The organism is Modestobacter sp. KNN46-3 (genome assembly GCF_011039295.1).
The window spans coordinates 1-17,497 of the sequence record NZ_JAAKGN010000019.1 but is presented as its reverse complement, the minus strand read 5'-3'; the positions used below and the strand labels follow the sequence as shown (position 1 = coordinate 17,497).

Annotated in this window: 14 protein-coding genes; 8 read left to right on the top strand and 6 right to left on the bottom strand. The window is 74.6% G+C overall.

The genetic code is table 11. The features are described from left to right. Positions 1 to 126: 126 nt before the first annotated feature. From G5C62_RS06850 to G5C62_RS06840, 3 genes are read left to right on the top strand one after another with little or no spacing between them, the layout of a single operon-like run. Positions 127 to 1,257 (top strand): polyprenyl synthetase family protein, encoded by a 1,131-nt coding sequence (locus G5C62_RS06850; RefSeq protein ID WP_206330505.1) that lies wholly within the window; start codon positions 127 to 129, stop codon positions 1,255 to 1,257. A gap of 46 nt (positions 1,258 to 1,303) precedes the next feature. Then, positions 1,304 to 2,824, top strand: a complete 1,521-nt coding sequence (crtI, locus tag G5C62_RS06845) for a phytoene desaturase family protein (RefSeq protein WP_164700423.1) — start codon at positions 1,304 to 1,306, stop codon at positions 2,822 to 2,824. After that, positions 2,821 to 3,771 carry a phytoene/squalene synthase family protein gene (locus G5C62_RS06840; protein ID WP_164700422.1) on the top strand — a complete coding sequence of 317 codons (951 nt, stop codon included), beginning with the start codon at positions 2,821 to 2,823 and terminating at the stop codon, positions 3,769 to 3,771. Before crtI ends, G5C62_RS06840 begins: the two co-directional genes overlap by 4 nt. Positions 3,772 to 3,809: 38 nt before the next feature. On the opposite strand, the gene G5C62_RS06835 is transcribed toward G5C62_RS06840, so the two are convergent. Then, positions 3,810 to 4,133, bottom strand: a complete 324-nt coding sequence (locus G5C62_RS06835) for an Rv2175c family DNA-binding protein (RefSeq protein ID WP_036336920.1) — start codon at positions 4,131 to 4,133, stop codon at positions 3,810 to 3,812. 13 nt (positions 4,134 to 4,146) lie between these two features. Here G5C62_RS06835 and G5C62_RS06830 point away from each other — a divergent pair, with 13 nt between their 5' ends. From G5C62_RS06830 to G5C62_RS06815, 4 genes are all read left to right on the top strand, one after another. Next, entirely contained in the window at positions 4,147 to 5,301 is a 1,155-nt protein-coding gene (locus G5C62_RS06830) for an alpha-hydroxy acid oxidase (protein ID WP_164700421.1), read from the top strand. A 181-nt stretch (positions 5,302 to 5,482) separates the two neighbouring features. Then, on the top strand, positions 5,483 to 7,501 hold the full coding sequence (locus G5C62_RS06825) for a Stk1 family PASTA domain-containing Ser/Thr kinase (RefSeq protein WP_164700420.1): 2,019 nt from the start codon (positions 5,483 to 5,485) through the stop codon (positions 7,499 to 7,501). A gap of 25 nt (positions 7,502 to 7,526) precedes the next feature. Further along, the gene (locus tag G5C62_RS06820; protein WP_241175745.1) at positions 7,527 to 8,411 is read left to right on the top strand and encodes a deoxyribonuclease IV; all 885 of its coding nucleotides are present in this window, start codon (positions 7,527 to 7,529) and stop codon (positions 8,409 to 8,411) included. A gap of 142 nt (positions 8,412 to 8,553) precedes the next feature. Further along, the gene (locus tag G5C62_RS06815) at positions 8,554 to 9,714 is read left to right on the top strand and encodes a S8 family peptidase (protein WP_164700419.1); all 1,161 of its coding nucleotides are present in this window, start codon (positions 8,554 to 8,556) and stop codon (positions 9,712 to 9,714) included. Positions 9,715 to 9,784: 70 nt separating this feature from the next. On the opposite strand, the gene G5C62_RS06810 is transcribed toward G5C62_RS06815, so the two are convergent. The 3 genes from G5C62_RS06810 to G5C62_RS06800 all read right to left on the bottom strand — a co-directional run bounded on the left by G5C62_RS06810 (position 9,785) and on the right by G5C62_RS06800 (position 13,811). After that, entirely contained in the window at positions 9,785 to 11,284 is a 1,500-nt protein-coding gene (locus G5C62_RS06810; RefSeq protein WP_164700418.1) for a GntP family permease, read from the bottom strand. A gap of 134 nt (positions 11,285 to 11,418) precedes the next feature. After that, a complete protein-coding gene (locus G5C62_RS06805) occupies positions 11,419 to 12,474 on the bottom strand; it encodes a low specificity L-threonine aldolase (RefSeq protein ID WP_164700417.1) in 1,056 nt (351 codons plus the stop codon). Then, on the bottom strand, positions 12,474 to 13,811 hold the full coding sequence (locus tag G5C62_RS06800) for a class II 3-deoxy-7-phosphoheptulonate synthase (protein ID WP_164700416.1): 1,338 nt from the start codon (positions 13,809 to 13,811) through the stop codon (positions 12,474 to 12,476). Before G5C62_RS06800 ends, G5C62_RS06805 begins: the two co-directional genes overlap by 1 nt. A 183-nt stretch (positions 13,812 to 13,994) precedes the next feature. On the opposite strand from G5C62_RS06800, the gene G5C62_RS06795 reads away from it, so the two are divergent. Then, positions 13,995 to 16,088 (top strand): methyl-accepting chemotaxis protein, encoded by a 2,094-nt coding sequence (locus G5C62_RS06795; protein ID WP_241175744.1) that lies wholly within the window; start codon positions 13,995 to 13,997, stop codon positions 16,086 to 16,088. A 39-nt stretch (positions 16,089 to 16,127) separates the two neighbouring features. Here the strand turns inward: G5C62_RS06795 and G5C62_RS06790 are convergent, their stop codons facing one another. Next, positions 16,128 to 16,775 carry a hypothetical protein gene (locus G5C62_RS06790; protein WP_036334886.1) on the bottom strand — a complete coding sequence of 216 codons (648 nt, stop codon included), beginning with the start codon at positions 16,773 to 16,775 and terminating at the stop codon, positions 16,128 to 16,130. Positions 16,776 to 16,942: 167 nt separating this feature from the next. After that, the coding region (locus G5C62_RS06785; RefSeq protein ID WP_164700414.1) for a transposase at positions 16,943 to 17,497 on the bottom strand (555 nt) is incomplete at its 5' end.

Below are 17,497 nucleotides of genomic sequence, written 5' to 3'. Positions count from 1 at the left end.
CGGCGGACGGCCCGCGAGACGGCGGACCGGCGCGGCGGTGGAGGAGGAGGAGGCCCGATGGAGACCACGGCCGCACCAGCCAGGGTGAACGGGCGGCGTCCGATCACCGCGGGCGATACTTGCCCGGTGACCGCCGGGACGCAGCACCGCCAGCCACCCGCCCGGGTCCCGGCTCCGCCGGGGGCCGCGGACGTCGAGCGGGTCCGCGCGGCGGTCGCCGCCGCGCTGGCCGGGTTCCTGGCCGAGCAGCGGCAGACGCTGGCTGCGATGGACGACTCCCTGGTCCCGGTCGTCGACGAGGTCTGTGCCCTGGCCGAGGGCGGGAAGCGGCTGCGGCCGCTGTTCGCCTACTGGGGCTGGCGCGGGGCCGCGGCCGGCGCGGCCGGTGTCGCCGAGGCCGACGCCGACGTGCTGCGCGCCGTCGCCGCCCTGGAGTTCGTGCACGCCAGCGCGCTCGTCCACGACGACGTGATGGACGGCGCGCTGACCCGCCGCAACCGCCCGGCGACCCACATCGGCTTCGCGACCCGGCACGGCGACGCGGGCCTGCACGGCGACGCCGCCGGCTTCGGTGTCGGCGCTGCGATCCTCGTCGGCGACCTGGCGCTGGTCTGGTCCGACGAGCTGCTCCGCCGGTCGGGCATCTCCGCACCCGTCCTGGCCCGCGCCCGCGGGGTCTGGGACACCATGCGCACCGAGGTGACCGCCGGGCAGTACCTGGACCTGCTGCGCGCCGACGGCGGGCTGCCCGGGCCCGGTGGCGCACTGACCGTGGCCCGGTACAAGAGCGCCGGCTACACCGTGCAGCGGCCGCTGCAGCTCGGTGCCGCGATCGCCGGCGCCGGCCCGGACGTCGGCGACGCCTACACCGCCATCGGCCTGCCGCTCGGCGAGGCGTTCCAGCTCCGCGACGACGTGCTGGGCGTCTTCGGCGATCCGGCCGTCACCGGCAAGTCCGTCGACGACGACCTCCGCGAGGGCAAGCAGACGCTGCTCATCGCGCTGGCCGAGGAGCGCGCCGACGAGGCCGGCCGACGACTGCTGACCGGGGCCCTGGGCCACCCGGACGCCGGCGCTGAGCAGTTCGCCGCCCTGCGCACCCTGCTCGAGGACACCGGCGCCCGCGCCCGGGTCGAGGACCGGATCGCCGACCGCACCGCGGTGGCCCGGGCGGCCATCGCCGCGGCGCCGATCAGCGACGAGGCCCGCACCGCGCTCGACTCGCTCGCCGTCGCCGCGACCACCCGCACCGCGTGACCGCCCGCACGAGCCACCAAGATGGCCATTTCGGTGGGGGCGAACGATGACGAGGGCCCTGCTGAACCGTCAGTTGCGCACCGTGCCGGGGCGTACCGACCGGGTCGTGGTGATCGGCGCGGGCCTGGCCGGGTTGTCCGCGGCGCTGCGGCTGCGCGGCGCCGGGCGGGAGGTCACCGTCGTCGACCGCTGCCCCGGCCCCGGCGGGCGGGCCGGCCGCGTCGAGCGGGCCGGGTACGCGCTGGACACCGGGCCCTCGGTGTTCACCGCCCCCGACCTGGTCGCCGACGCCTTCGCCGCGGTCGGCGAGACGATGGCCGACCGGCTGACCCTCACCCCCCTGGACACCACCTACCGGGCCCAGTTCGCCGACGGGTCGCACCTGGACGTGCACGCCGACCGCACCGCCTTCGCCGCCGAGGTGGAACGGCTGTGCGGCGCCGGCGAGGCCGCCGCCCTGCTCCGCTACCTCGACGACCTCGCCGAGCTCTACGAGCTGCAGCTGCGCACCTTCATCGACCGCAACCTGGACTCCCCGCTGGACCTGCTGGGCCCCGAGCTGTTGGCCCTGGCCCGCCGCGGCGGGTTCCGCCGGCTGTCGAAGCACGTCGGGGCCGCCTTCACCGACGACCGGCTGCGCCGGCTGTTCAGCTTCCAGGCGCTCTACGCCGGCGTCTCCCCGTTCCGGGCGATCGCCGCCTACGCGGTCATCGCCCAGCTCGACATCGGGGCCGGCGTCTGGCACCCGCAGGGCGGGATCGGCGCCGTCCCCCGGGCGATGGCCGCGGCCGCCGCCGACGCCGGGGTGGAGTTCCGCTACGGCACGGAGGTCGCCCAGCTGGAGCTGGCCGGCGGCCGGGTCACCGGGGTGGCACTCGAGGACGGCGACCTGCTGCCCGCCGACGCCGTCGTGGTCACCGCCGACGCCCCGCACCGGCTGGTGCCCGGCCTGCGTGGGCCGCGGCGCCCGGTCTACTCGCCGTCCTGCGTGGCGCTGCACCTGGGCGTGCGGGCCGAGCTGCCCGGCCAGGCGCACCACACGATCAGCTTCGGCGCGGCCTGGGAGCAGGTGTTCGCCGAGCTCACCCGCGACGGCCGGCCGATGAGCGACCCCAGCCTCCTGATCAGCATGCCGTCGGTGACCGACCGCTCACTGGCCCCCGAGGGAGGCCAGGTGATCAGCGTGGTCGCGCCCACCCCCAACCTCGACCCGCGCAGTGGCGGGAACCCCGACCTGGACTGGCCGGCGCTGGCCCCCCGCTACCGCGAGGAGCTGCTGGCCACCCTGGAGGCACGGGGCTGGACCGGGGTCAGCGAGGCGATCGAGGTCGAGGAGCTGCTCACCCCGGTCGACTGGGCCGCCCAGGGGATGGCCGCGGGCACCCCGTTCGCGCTCGCGCACACCTTCGGGCAGACCGGGCCGTTCCGCCCCTCGACCCTGCCGCGCGGGGGTCCGGAGAACGTCGTCCTGGCCGGTTCGTCGGTCCAGCCGGGCGTCGGCGTCCCCATGGTGGTGATCAGCGGCCGGCTCGCCGCCGAGCGGATCACCGGTCCGGTGCCGGCATGACCGCCGTCCCACCGACCAGCCGCGAGGAGCAGCAGGCCACGCTGGACGCGGCGTACGCGGTGTGTCGCGGGATCGCCGCCGAGCACGGCAAGTCCTACTTCCTGGCCACCCGGCTGCTCACCCCGGACCGCCGGGCGGCTGTCCACGCGCTCTACGCCGCCGCCCGGGTCGCCGACGACATCGTCGACGTCGGCGCCGACCAGCCCGGCCGGGACCCCGAGGGCGAGTTGCTGGCCTGGTCGACGGCGGCGCTGGAGGAAGTCCGGACCGGCTGGTCCGACGACCCGGTCCGGCTCGCCCTGGTGCACACCTACCGCCGCTACGGCATCCCGATGGAACACCTGGTCGACTTCCTCGCCGCCATGACCAGCGACCTGGACGTCACCGGCTACGCCGACCTCGCGGCCCTGGACCGGTACATGTGGGGCTCGGCCTCGGTGATCGGGTTGCAGGTGCTGCCGGTGCTCGGCACCGCGCCGGGCGTGACCCGGGAGGAGGCCGCGCCGCACGCCATCGCCCTGGGCGAGGCCTTCCAGCTGACCAACTTCCTGCGGGACGTCGCCGAGGACGTCGACCGCGGCCGGGTCTACCTGCCGGCGGACCTGATGGCCGCACACGGGGTGACCCGCGAGCAGCTGGCCGCCAAGCGGCACTCCCCCGGCTTCGCCGCGCTGATGCGGGAGATGGTCGCGGTCACCCGCCGCCGCTACGACGACGCGGCACCGGGCACCCCGATGCTGGCGCGGGAGTCCCGGGACTGCGTGCGCGCGGCCACCGCCCTCTACGGCGGCATCCTCACCGAGATCGAGCGCGCCGACCACCGGGTGCTGGACCGCCGGGTCCGGGTGTCCCGGCCACGGCGGCTGGCCGTGTTCGCCCGCCGGTTGACCGCCGCCCAGCTGGCCAGGGTCGGCGGCCCCCGGACGGCGACCACCAGCGTCCGGTAGGGCAGGTGCCCGGTCAGCCGGCGGCTACCGCGCCAGGTCTACAGCGCGAGGGCCTGGGCCCGGCGGGTGACCTCGGTGTGCCGGTCGTCGCGCAGCGCCTGCACCGGCGTCCCCGGCAGCGAGTCGTCCTCGCGGAACAGCCACTCGAAGGCCTCCTCGTCGGTGAACCGACCGTCGTAGAGCACGGTGAGCAGACCGGGCAGGTGCTTGAGGATCACCCCGTCCTGGACGAAGTCCACCGGGATCTTGCTGTTGCCGCTGCCGGGCACGGCCATGAGCTTCCGCTCGGCGATCAGCTGACGGACCTTGTTGGTCGAGACGCCGAGCTGCTCGGCGACCTCCGCGGGGGTGAACGTGTCCATAGGCTGCGAGCCTATGGCGCACAGTGGAGCCCCGGCGAACGGTCCCCGGCTGAGTCAGCCCCAGCGGGGCACCGAGGTACCAGCCACACCGGACGCCCCCGGTCGCGAGCCGCCGTACCTGGACCTCGACGCGCTCGCCGCGCAGGCCCGCGACCTGCTGCCGGCCGACGTCGCGGACTACTACGCCGGTGGCGCCGGCACCGAGACCACCCTGGCCGAGGCGCCGGCCGCCTGGCGGTCGTGGCGACTGCGCCCCCGGGTGCTGCGCGGGATCGCGACCGCACAGCTGGGCACCACGCTGCTGGGTGCGGAGGTGGCCACCCCGATCGGGGTCGCGCCGTGGGCGTACCAGGCGATGGCGCACCCGGACGGCGAGCTGGCCACCGCCCGCGGCGCGGCCGCGACCGGCGCACTGATGACCGTGTCGACCAGCGCGACCACCTCGCTGGAGGAGGTCGCCGCAGCCCGGCCGGCCGGGCCACGCTGGTTCCAGCTCTACCGGCTGCACTCCCCCGGTCACACCGACGAGCTGGCCCGCCGCGCCGGTCGGGCCGGGTACGGAGCGCTCGTGCTCACCGTCGACCTGCCGGTCCTCGGTCGCCGGCACCGCGACCTGCGGCACGACTTCGCGCTGCCCGCGGGGCTCCGGCTCGCCAACCACCCGCCGGTGACCGGGCCGCAGCCGCCGCTGGCCGCCGCCGAGACGCCCACCTGGACCTTCGCCGACATCGGCCGGTTCGCCGACGTCTCCGGCTTGCCGGTCGTGGTCAAGGGCGTGCTGCGCGGGGACGACGCGGCCCGCTGCGTGGCCGCCGGCGCGGCCGCGGTGTGGGTCTCCACCCACGGCGGGCGGCAGGCCGACCCGGCGATCGCCAGTGCCGAGGCGCTGCCGGAGGTGGTCGATGCGGTCGGGGACGAGGTCGAGGTCTACGTCGACGGGGGCATCCGCAACGGGTCGGACGTGCTCACCGCCCTCGCACTGGGCGCGCGGGCGGTCTTCCTGGGCCGCCCCACGGTGTGGGGGCTGGCCACCGGCGGTGCCGACGGCGTGGCCCGGGTGATCGACGGGCTGAGCGAGGAACTGGCGCACACCATGGCCCTGTGCGGAGTCGACGACGTCCGGGCGGTGCCGCGCGACACCGTCGTCCGGCCGTGGCCCGGCCGCTGAACAGCGGGCCGGCGCGCCGTCCGGCCCCAGCCGCCCCGCTGGCCACCGGCGCCCCGGACCGACCAGGTCCGGCGACCCCACGCGTCCACCTGGTCACTCCAGGTCCCTGGAGTCCAGACCGTGACCTGGCAGCACGCGTCGTTCGGGCCGCGCACCACGATCCGCTCCTAGACTCGCCGGCGTGGAGACCGTCGTGACCGACCCCGTGGTCGGCCTCGTCCTCGAGGGGCGTTACCGCCTCGAGGAGCGTCTGGCGCGTGGCGGCATGTCCACCGTCTACGCCGCCACCGACCTCCGCCTGCACCGCACCGTGGCGGTCAAGGTGATGGCCGAGCACCTGGCGCACGACCCCGCCTTCGTCGACCGGTTCACCCGGGAGGCCCGGGCCACCGCGATGCTCAGCCACGTCAACGTGGTGTCGGTCAGCGACCAGGGCAGCGACCAGGGCCTGGTCTACCTGGTCATGGAGCTGGTGCGCGGCCGCACGCTGCGCGACCTGCTGCAGGCCCGCGGCCGGCTCACCGTCGCCGAGGCGTTCGCCGTCCTGGAGCCGGTGCTGGCCGGGCTGACCGCCGCGCACCGGGCCGGGATCGTCCACCGCGACATCAAGCCGGAGAACGTGCTCATCTCCACCGACGGCCAGGTGAAGGTCGCCGACTTCGGGCTGGCCCGCGCGGTGGCCGGCACCGGGCAGACCAGCCACACCGGCGGCGTCCTCATCGGCACGGTCGCCTACCTCTCCCCCGAGCAGCTCGAGCGCGGCCGCAGCGATGCCCGCAGCGACGTCTACGCCGCCGGCGTGATGCTCTACGAGCTGCTCACCGGCCACCCGCCCTACGCCGGTGACACCCCGCTGGCGGTCGCCTACCAGCACGTGCACCACGACGTGCCCGTTCCGTCGGCCGAGGTGGCGACGGTGCCCTGGCAGGTCGACGAGCTGGTCACCCGCACCACCCGGCGCGACCCGGCCGCCCGGCCGCTGGACGCCGGCGCCTTCCTGGCCGAGCTGGCCGACCTGCGCGCCGACCTGGGCCTGGCCCGCGTCCCGGTGCCCACCGGTCTGCCGGCCGACAACCCCGCCACGCTTCGCCCGACCAACCGCCCGACCGCACCACGCCCCCGGCAGCCCAGCGCGCCGGGCAGGCGCAGCGGTGAGCCCCACACCGAGGTCCTCGGCGGCCCGGTGGAGCGCGGCCGGGGCACCACGGTGCTGCCGGGCATGGGGGCCGGGCCGACCACCGCCGTGGGCGGCGCGCGCCCGGGCATCGGCCCGCGCCCGCCCGTCGTCCGCCCCGGGGTCCCGCCGCACATCCGCCGTCGCCGCGCCCAGCTGGGCATCGCGGTGGTGCTGCTGCTCGCCGTGACCATCGGTGCGATCGGCTGGTGGCTGGGCGTCGGGCGCTGGACCGAGGTCCCCGACCTGCTCAGCAAGGACCAGGACACCGCGGTCGGGCTGCTCCAGGAGGCCGGGCTGGACCCGGTCCTCGCCGAGGAGCAGTTCAGCGAGACGGTGCCGCTCGGTGCGGTGATCACCGCCGACCCGGCCGCGGGTGAGGCGATCCGCGGCTCGGACGTGGAGCTGGTCGTCTCCAAGGGCCCGGAGCGGTTCGCGGTCGACCCGACGCTGGCCGGCCAGCCCGCCGACGCCGTCCTGGCCCAGCTGCAGACCCAGTTCCCCGACCTGGCCTTCAGCACCGTGGAGGCCTACAGCGACGAGGTGGGCGAGGGCGACGTGATCCGCTTCGACCCCGTGCCGGGGACGGAGCTCAAGCGCGGTGACACCGTCACCGTCGTGGTCTCCTCCGGCCGCGCGCCGGTCGCGGTGCCCAACGTCGTCGGCCAGAGCCCGGACGCCGCCGAGAGCAACCTGGAGCAGCTGGGCTTCACGGTCGAGCGGGCCACCGGCCGCAGCGCCGACGTCGCGACCGGCGCGGTCATGGCGGTCAGCCCCGGCCCCGGTGCGGGCGAGCAGCCCTACGGCAGCCGGGTGACGATCACCGTGTCCGAGGGGCTGCCGCAGGTCGCGGTCCCCGACGTCACCGGCAAGAACCGCGAGGAGGCCATCGCCACCCTCGAGGAGGCCGGCCTGGAGGCCGAGGTCACCCAGTTCTTCGGCAACCAGGTGCTGCGGCAGACCCCCGGGGCCGGCGAGGTCGTCGACCTGGGCTCGTCGGTCACCATCCTGGTGACCTTCGGGTGAGTGACATTCGGGTGACCTGCGCTCCGTGACCTCAGCTCCTGCCGTGCTGCCCGCGATCGGGGCGCACATCCAGATCAAGGGCGGCCTGGCCAAGGGCGGGCTGGCCTACACCGACGCCGTGGGCGCCCGCGCCGTCCAGGTGTTCGTCGGCAACCCACGCGGGTGGCGACCCAGTACGGGCGACCCGGCGCAGGACGCCGCGTTCACCGCCGGGTGCACCGAGCGTGGGGTGCCGTCGTTCATCCACACGCCGTTCCTGGTGAACGTCGGGTCGCCGAACGAGGCCACCGTCGAGCAGTCGGTCGCCACCATCCGGCACAACCTGGCCCGGGGTGCCCAGCTCGGGTGCGCCGGCGTGGTCGTGCACGCCGGTTCGGCGGTGGGCGCCGACCGGTACGACGCGGCGCTGGCCCAGCTGCACGAGCGGCTGCTGCCGGTGCTCGACGAGCTGCCCGAGGGTGCACCCCGACTGCTGATCGAGCCCACCGCCGGCGGCGGCAGGTCGCTGGCGGCCACCGTCGAGGATCTGGGCCCCTACCTGGCCGCCCTGGACCACCATCCCGCCGTCGGAGTCTGCTTCGACACCTGCCACGCCTGGGCCGCCGGGCACGACCTGGCCACCCCGGGCGGCATGGCGGCCACCCTGGACGCGCTGGAGGCCACCGTCGGCCCGGGCCGGCTGGGGCTCGTCCACGCCAACGACTCGCTGGACGGGTGCGGCTCCACCCGCGACCGGCACACCACCATCGGGGCCGGCTCGATCGGCGCAGCACCCTTCGCCGAGCTGCTCACCCACCCGGCGATGGCCGGGGTGCCGGTGGTCGTGGAGACCCCCAGCGCCGACGACGGCCACGCCAAGGACATCGCCCTGCTCTGCGCACTGCGCGACGGCGGCCTCGTCCCCCGCTGACCGCGACTCGCCCGGGTGGCGGGAAACGCCGTCCGCAATCGATCCCACGGCCCGGGAGCTTCCAGAATCGACACCCAGTGGTTTCACTCTCCGTGTCGGATCCGCAGCTGGCTGCGATGTCCCCGGAACGAGGAGAACCACCGTGCAGATCCGCAGGACCCTGGCCACCGCCGCCGTGGCCGCCCTCACCGTCAGCGGCATCGGCCTCACCGCCGGGACCGCCGCCGCAGCGCCGGGCGCACCGGCCACCTACATCGTGAGCCTCACCCCCGGCTCGGTGCCGTCCTCCGTCGCCGCCCTGGCCACCGCCCGGCTGGGTGGCCACGTCGACCACGTCTACACCGCGGCGCTGAACGGGTTCGCCGTCACGCTGCGCCCCGAGGTGGCCGACCGGCTCGCCACGCTGCCCGGTGTCGCGGCCGTCGAGCGGGACGCCCCGGTGCAGCTGCAGGCCACCCAGTCCAGTGCCACCTGGGGCCTGGACCGCACCGACCAGCGGACGCTGCCGCTCAGCGGCTCCTACAGCTGGACCGCCACCGGCGCGGGCGTCACCGCCTACGTCATCGACACCGGCATCCGGCTCGGACACGGTGACCTCGGTGGCCGCGCGGTCTCCGGGTACGACGCGGTGGACGGCGGCCGGGCCGACGACTGCAACGGGCACGGCACGCACGTCGCGGGCACCGTGGGCGGCTCGCGGTACGGGGTGGCCAAGGGGGTGCGGCTGGTCGCCGTCCGGGTGCTGGACTGCGCCGGGAGCGGCACCAACGCCGGGGTCATCGCCGGCATCGACTGGGTCACCGCCCACCACCCGGCCGGCGCCCCCGCGGTGGCCAACATGAGCCTGGGCGGTGGCGCCAGCAGCGCGCTGGACCGGGCCGTGCAGCGCTCGATCGCCGACGGGGTCAGCTACGCCGTCGCAGCCGGGAACGGTGACGCCGCCGGCGTCCCGCAGGACGCGTGCGCCGGCTCGCCGTCCCGGGTGGACGCCGCCCTCACCGTCGGCGCCACCGACCGGACCGACGCGCCGGCGTCGTTCAGCAACCACGGCGCCTGTGTCGACCTGTTCGCACCCGGCGTGGGCATCACCAGCGCCTGGCACACCTCGAACACCGCCACCAGGACGATCAGCGGGACGTCGATGGCCACCCCGCACGTGGCCGGCGTCGCAGCGCTCTACCTGCAGGGCGACCCGGCCGCCTCCCCGGCCACGGTGGCCGACGCGATCACCGCGGCGACCACCAAGGACGCGGTCCCCACGACCCGCACCGAGGACAACGACCTGCTGTTCAGCACCTGGTGAGTCCGCCCGCCACACCCGGGGCCGGGTCGTCCGCTCGCGCGGGCGGCCCGGCCCCGGTCGCGACGGGCCGCTAGAAGACCAGGCTCAGCGCCCAGGCGATGACGAAACCGACCACCCCGATCAGGGTCTCCATCACCGTCCAGGTGCGCAGGGTCGTCTTCACGTCCATCTCCAGGAACCGGCCGACCAGCCAGAACCCGGAGTCGTTGACGTGCGAGAGCACGGTGGCGCCACAGGCGATCGCGATGACCACCAGCGCGGTGTCCATCCGGGACAGGTCGTTCTCCGCCACCGCCGGGGCGATCAGCGCGGCGGTGGTCAGCAGCGCGACCGTCGCCGAGCCCTGGGCCACCCGCAGGCAGGTCGCGATCACGAAGGCCGCGACGATCACCGGCAGGCCGATCGACTCCAGGCTGTCGGCCAGCGCGGTGCCGATGCCGCTGGACCGCAGCACCCCACCGAACATGCCGCCGGCGCCGGTGATCAGGATGATCGCCGCGACCGGACCGATCGAGGAGTTCAGCAGGTCCTCGGTCTCCGCGCGGGAGAACCGCTCACGGCTGAGCACCGTGGCGGCGACCAGCAGCGTGATCAGCAGCGCCACCGGCGTCTGGCCGAGCAGGGTCACCCAGTCCAGCCACCCGGCGTCCCCGTCGACCGCCCCGGCCGTGGCCAGCGTGTTGAAGCCGGTGTTGAGCAGGATGAGCACCAGCGGCAGGAGCAGCAGGGCCAGCACGGTGCTGAACTTCGGCGGCCCGGTCCGGGTGTCCGTCGACGTCGCCGTGCCGGCGGCCACGGTGGCGCCGCCACCTGTGCCTGCCGGGCCACCCGGGCCACGGCCGTCCGGACCGCCCGCGTCGTCGACGTCGGTGTCGACCCGGGGGTCGTCGGCCTCGGACTTGCGACCGGCGAGGGTGGACGGGATCGGCACCATGACCCGCCCGCCGATCCACCGGCTGAACAGGTAGCAGGAGATGAACCAGGTGGGCAGGCCGATGACCAGGCCGACGACGACCAGGAGCCCGATGTCGGCGCCCAGGATGTCGCCGGCGCCGACCGGCCCCGGGTGCGGCGGCACGAAGGCGTGCATGACCGCGAAGGCGCCCGCCGAGGGCAGCGCGTAGAGCAGCACCGAGCCACCGAACCGGCGGGCGACGCTGAAGATGATCGGCAGGAAGACCACGAAGCCGGCGTCGAAGAAGATCGGGAAGCCGAACAGCAGCGACGCGACGCCCAGGGCCAGCGGTGCCCGCTTCTCCCCGAACCGGTTGATCAGCGAGTCCGCCAGCACGGTGGCGCCGCCGGTGACCTCCAGCAGCTTGCCGATCATCGCGCCCAGCCCGACCAGCAGCGCGACCGCGGCCAGGGTCGAGCCGAACCCGGCCAGCATGGTGTCGATGACGTCCCCGATGGCGATCCCGGTCGCCAGCGCGGTCAGCAGGCTGACCAGCACCAGCGCCACGAAGGCGTGGACCTTGAACTTCATGATCAACACGAGCAGCACGGCGACGGCGCCCACGGCGATCAGCAACAGCGGTGTGGTGCCCAGGGCTGGTTCGACTTCTGGCACGGGAGACCTCTTCGAGTCGACGGCGACGTGGTCTCGACCGCGGGCGCGGGCGAGGGCACCACTCTGGCAGTCGTGATCACCTGCGCGCGAGAGGTCCCCAGGTGACGATCAGGTCTCGCCCGGAGGTGGCCGCCTCAGTGGCCCGTGAGGTCGCCGATCACCTGGGTGAGCACCTTGGCCGCCCGCTCCACGCCGTCCCGGTCGACGTCCAGGTGGGTGACCAGCCGGACCCGCCGTGCGCTGACCTGGCCGACCAGCACCCCCTGGGCCTTGGCGGCCTCGGCGACGGCCGGGGCCGGCACGTCGTCGACGACCACCATGTTCGTCTCCACCGTCGTGGGGTCGACGCCGAGGCGCTCGGCGAGCAGCCGCGCGTGCTCGTGGTCGGTGGCCAGCCGGTCGAGGTGGTGGTCCAGCGCATGGTGGGCCGCCGCGGCGAGCACGCCGACCTGGCGCATGCCGCCACCGAGCCGCTTGCGCCACAACCGGGCAGCCGCGATCCGCTCCGCGTTCGCGACCAGCACCGAACCGATCGGCGCGCCCAGCCCCTTGGACAGGCACACCGACGCGGTGTCGGCCAGCCGCCCGTAGGTGGCCAGCGGGACGCCGGAGGCCACGGACGCGTTGAACACGCGGGCGCCGTCCAGGTGCACGTTCACCCCGGCGGTGCGGGACCAGGCGAACAGCCGCTCCAGCTCGGTGAGGGGCTGCACCAGCCCGCCACCCCGGTTGTGGGTGTTCTCCACGGCGATCGCCGCGGTCGCGGTGAGGTGCCAGTCGCCGTGCGGCCGCACCTGGGCGATCAGCTGGTCGGCCGACAGCCGGCCCCCCTCGGAGACCACCGTGCGGGAGGAGAGCCCGAACAGCGCCGCCGCCGCACCCATCTCGTAGGTGAGCACGTGCGCGTCGGCGTCCCCGAGCACCTCCTGGCCGGGCTCGCAGACCAGCCGCAGCCCGATCTGGTTGCCCATCGTCCCGGACGGCACGAACAACGCGGCCTCGTGGCCGAACAGCTCGGCGACCCGCTCCTCCAGCGAGTTGACCGTGGGGTCCTCGCGGTAGACGTCGTCGCCGACCTCCGCCTCGGCCATGGCCCGGCGCATGGCCGGGGTCGGCCGGGTGAGCGTGTCCGAACGCAGGTCGACCGCGTCGCCGCGGGTGGCCGGGCCGTCGGTGTCGATCCCGTACATCAGCCGCGCAGCATCTCGGTGACGAGGAAGGCCAGTTCCAGCGATTGGCCGGTGTTCAGCCGCGGGTCGCACGCGGTCTCGTAGCGGCTGTTCAGGTCGGCGTCGCTGATCTCCATGGCCCCGCCCAGGCACTCGGTGACGTCCTCACCGGTGAGCTCGACGTGGATGCCGCCGGGCCAGGTGCCCAGCCCGCGGTGCACGTCGAAGAAGCCGAGCACCTCGTCGACCACCCGGTCGAAGTGCCGGGTCTTGTAGCCGCTGGGCGACTCGTGGGTGTTGCCGTGCATCGGGTCGCACTGCCACACCACCTGGTGGCCGCTGGCGGTCACCTTCTCCACGATGCCGGGCAGGACGTCGCGGATCTTGCCGTTGCCCATCCGGCTGATCAGCGTGAGCCGGCCGGGGACACCGTCGGGGTCCAGCCGCTCGACCAGCTCGGTGGCCTGCTCCGGCGTGGTTCCCGGACCGATCTTCACGCCGATCGGGTTCGCCAGCCTGGAGACGAACTCGATGTGCGCACCGTCCATCTGCCGGGTGCGCTCCCCCACCCAGACGAAGTGCGCGCTCAGCGCGTACGGGCGGCCCTCGTACATCCGGGTCAGCGCGCGCTCGTAGTCCAGGATCAGCGCCTCGTGGCTGCTGTAGAGCTCCACCCCGCGCAGCGCCGCGTCGTCGATACCGCAGGCCTTCATGAACGCCAGCGCCCGGTCGATCTCCTGGGCGATGACCTCGTAGCGCACCCCGGCCGGCGAGCTGGCGACGAAGTCCTTGTTCCAGTCGTGCACGGCGTGCAGGTCGGCCAGCCCGCCGCGGGCGTAGGCGCGGATCATGTTCATCGCCGCCGCCGAGTTCGCGTAGGCGCGCACCAGCCGGCCCGGGTCGGGGATCCGCTCCTCCAGCACCGGGTTCAGCGAGTTGACCATGTCGCCGCGGTAGGACGGCAGCCCGAGGGCGTCGGTGTTGGACGAACGCGGCTTGGCGTACTGCCCGGCCACCCGGCCGACCTTCACCACCGGCACGCTCGCCCCGTAGGTGAGGACGACGGCCATCTGCAGCAGCGTGCGGGTGGTCGCCTGCAGGTGCGGCTCGGTGTTCAGGTCGAAGGTCTCGGCACAGTCGCCGCCCTGGAGCAGGAACGCCTTGCCCTGGGCGACGTCGGCCAGCTGCTGGCGCAGGGTGTCGACCTCGGCCGGCGCCACGATGGGCGGCACGCTCGACAGGGTCGACAGCACGGCGTCGACGGCGGCCCGGTCGGGCCACTCCGGCTGCTGGGCGGCGGGCAGTCCCCGCCACCGGTCCAGGTCCGGCAGGAGCTCGGCGGGTTCAGGGAGGCTCACCCCCTGAGCGTACGGCGCGCCGCACCCCCTCCGAGAACTCCTGTCCGGCTGGTGGGACGCACCCGGACGCCGGCCGGTACCGAAGATCCACTCGACTGCCGATGACCCCGTTCGAGGCGGGGATCTCTCCCGCCCGGGGAAGCGGGCCAGGGAGCACACGTGCGCAGGGGCATCAGGACGAAGGTGGTGGCACTGGCTGTGGCCAGCGTCACCGTGACCGCGGCGGCCATGCTGGGGGTGAGTGCCTGGCAGAGCGGCGAGTTCGCCGACGCCGCCAAGGCCGACGTCCAGGAGATGGTCCAGCACAGCATCGAGCAGACCGCGGACGGCGTGTACGACGTCGTCTCCAGCCAGGGCGACTCGATCGCCGCGGCCGTCGACAACGACCTGGAGGTGGCCGGCTACGTGCTGCAGCAGGCCGGCGGCTTCGGGCTCGGTTCGGCCACCCGCAACACCGTCGCCTGGGATGCGAAGAACCAGGTGACCGGCGAGGTCGTCCCCGTCGCGCTTCCCCGCGTCGAGGTCGGCGGGACGTGGCTGGGCAAGAACGCCGACGTCGCGGCGCCCACCCCGGTCGTGGACCAGGTGCAGGAGCTGGTCGGCGGCACCGCGACGGTCTTCCAGCGGATGAACCGCGCGGGGGACATGCTCCGCGTCGCGACGAACGTGGTCAGCGCCACCGGCTCCCGGGCGATCGGCACCTACATCCCCGCGGTCGGCGCGGGTGGCGCGCCCAGCCCCGTCGTCTCCGCCGTGCTGAACGGCCAGACCTACCGCGGGACGGCGTTCGTCGTCGACTCCTGGTACGTCACCGCCTACGAGCCGCTGTTCGACGCGGACGGACAGGTCATCGGCATGCTCTACGTGGGTGTGAAGCAGGAGAACCTGCCCGCGCTGCGGGAGAGCCTGCAGACCACCGCTGCCGGCGCGAACGGCACGGTCTGGGCCCTCGGTGGCACCGGCGACCGGGCCGGCACGGTGCTGATCAGCAAGGACGGGCAGGCCGAGGGCACCTCCCTGCTGGAGGCGCAGGACGCCGACGGCAAGCCCTGGATCCAGGAGGTGGTGGCGGCCGCCGTCGGGCTGGAGCCGGGTGAGCAGGCGACCGTCCGCTACCGCGACGCCGCGACCGGCACGCACACGGTGCAGGTCAGCTACTACGCGCCCTGGGACTGGGTGCTGGTGGTCGACGCGCAGGACAGCGACTTCGCGGCCGCCGTCGAGGGCTTGGAGGACGGCCGCTCGTCCATGCTCAGTGCGCTGGTCGTCTCCGCGCTGCTGGTCGGGCTCGCCGGTCTGGCGCTCGCCTGGTGGCTGGGGCGGCGGCTGACCGCACCGCTGGAGGCGCTGCGGCAGCGGATGGCCGAGATCGCCGACGGCGAGGGCGACCTGACCCAGCGGGTCGACGACTCCGCACAGGACGAGGTGGGCGAGCTCGCCGGCGCCTTCAACCGGTTCGTCGACAAGGTGGCCGGCACGATCCGCGACATCGGCTCCGCCGCCGGTTCGCTCGCGGTCTCGGCCTCCGGCGTCGCCCGGGTGGCCGACGGGCTGAGCGAGCGGGCCGCCCGCAGCCGGGACCAGGCACGGCACGCCCACCAGGCGGCCGCCGACATCAGCTCCGGGGTCACCTCCGCAGCGGCCGGCGCCGAGCAGATGGGGTCGGCGATCCGGGAGATCGCCCGCAGCGCCAGCGACGCCAGCAACGTCGGGCAGGGTGCGGTCGAGCTGGCCGCCAGCACCGAGACGGCGATCGCGGCCCTGGGCACCAGCTCGCGCGAGATCAGCGACGTGGTCAAGGTCATCTCGGCGGTCGCCGAGCAGACCAACCTGCTGGCGCTCAACGCCACGATCGAGGCGGCCCGCGCGGGTGAGGCCGGCAAGGGCTTCGCCGTCGTCGCCACCGAGGTCAAGGAGCTGGCCCAGGAGTCCTCGCGGGCCAGCGAGGAGATCCACAAGCGGGTGCAGTCGATCCAGGCCGACACCACCGCCGCGGTCGGCTCGATCAGTCAGATCGTCGCGGTCATCCGGGAGATGAACGACCACCAGACCACCATCGCCAGCGCGGTGGAGGAGCAGACGGCGGTCACCAACGAGCTGTCCCGCAGCGTCAACTCGGTGGCCGACGGGGCCACGTCGGTGACCGACACGATGAACGACGTGACCACCGACGCCGACCGCACCGCGGCCGACGTCGACTCCGCCCGGAGCGCCGCCCGGGAGCTCGACCAGCTCTCCGGGGAGCTGAACCGGTTGATCAACGTCTTCACGGTCTGAGCAGGAGGGCTGCCGGCAGCGACCTGCTGCCGGCGGCCCTCAGCCGGCCGGGCCCCGCTGCCGGCGCACGTCCGTCCCGGGGTCGGCCGGTCCGCCGTCCTCCAGCCACCGGGCCATGGCCTCCGGGTCCCGGCGGACCAGCTCGTCGAGGATGAGCCCACGGACCCGCACCAGCGCTGCCCGCTCCTGCGGGTCGGTCGCCACCTGCAGCGGTGTCCCGGTGGCCCGCCACTCGCGGATCAGCGCCTCGGTGGACAGCACGCTGACGAAGTCACGCAACGCCGCCACCCGCCGCGGGTCCGACAGCGGGAGCGGTGCCGAGTCGCACTCGGCGATCCAGGACCCGACCACGGTCGCCGCCAGCAGGATCATGCCGATCACCAGCCAGGCGCCGGACGGCCCCAGGAGGCCGACACCGCTGGCGAACGGCACGGTCAGCGCCGCACCGGCGAAGGCCCCCAGCACGACCCGCCGCGCGCGCGGCTGCGCCGGGAACCCGGGGTCGACCAGCCCGGCGACGACGGCGGCGAAGGCGCCGACCAGCGGCGCCAGCAGCAGCATCCGCGGCACTGGGGTCACCAGCGCCCCGGGCAGCGCGATCCCCACGTACAGGACGACGAGCAGCAGTCGCAACGCCCGGACGCCCCCGGTCGAGCTGGCGCCGTTGCCTCCGGTGGACGTGGACACGGCCGCCTCCTCGGGCCACGGGCGAGGCCGACCATGGACACTCGCCGTCCGCCGACGGTGGCCCGTCCTCCGGGCGGCCGCACCGCCATGACCGGGCACCGTCCGCCGCCGCCGGTTGCCGGGTCCCGGCAACCGGCGGGGCCTCAGACATCCCATGGTTCGGGAGGTCAAGCCGCGGCCGCGGTGATTGCGGGCCAGGCGGTGTCCTCGTCGTAGCGGGTTCTGGTCTTGAGGCAGCCGTGGAGGATGCCGACGAGTCGGTTGCCGAGTTGTCGGAGGGCAGCGTGGTGTCCGGTGCCGCGGGCGCGGATCGCGTCGTAGTAGGCGCGGGCGCCGGGTGAGGCGGTGAGCGCGCAGAAGGCCCACTGGTGGGTGGCGTCGGCGAGGTGCTTGTTGCGGGCATAGCGGGCCAGCACGACCCGGCGGGTGCCCGAGGCTCGGGTGATCGGTGAGGTGCCGGCGTAGTTCTTGCGGGCCTTGGCGTCGGTGTAGCGGGTGTGGTCGTCGCCGAACTCGGCGAGCACCCGGGCGCCGAGGATCGGTCCCAGCCCGGGCTGGCTGGTCACGATGTCAGCGTCCGGGTGTCGGCCAAAACCCTCGGCCACCACCGCCTGCAGTGAGGCGATCTCGCTGTTGAGCCCGGTGATGAGCCGGACGTGGCTGGCCACGATGGCTGCGTAGGCGGCCTCGATCTCCGGTGCCAGGCGCAGCGCCGGCGCCCG

Bases quoted from the DNA above. Each gene is read 5' to 3' on its own strand.
- crtI (WP_164700423.1), top strand. From the start codon at position 1,304: ATGACGAGGGCCCTGCTGAACCGTCAGTTGCGCACCGTGCCGGGGCGT.
- G5C62_RS06840 (WP_164700422.1), top strand. From the start codon at position 2,821: ATGACCGCCGTCCCACCGACCAGCCGCGAGGAGCAGCAGGCCACGCTG.
- G5C62_RS06835 (WP_036336920.1), bottom strand. From the start codon at position 4,133: ATGGACACGTTCACCCCCGCGGAGGTCGCCGAGCAGCTCGGCGTCTCG.
- G5C62_RS06830 (WP_164700421.1), top strand. From the start codon at position 4,147: ATGGCGCACAGTGGAGCCCCGGCGAACGGTCCCCGGCTGAGTCAGCCC.
- G5C62_RS06805 (WP_164700417.1), bottom strand. From the start codon at position 12,474: ATGTACGGGATCGACACCGACGGCCCGGCCACCCGCGGCGACGCGGTC.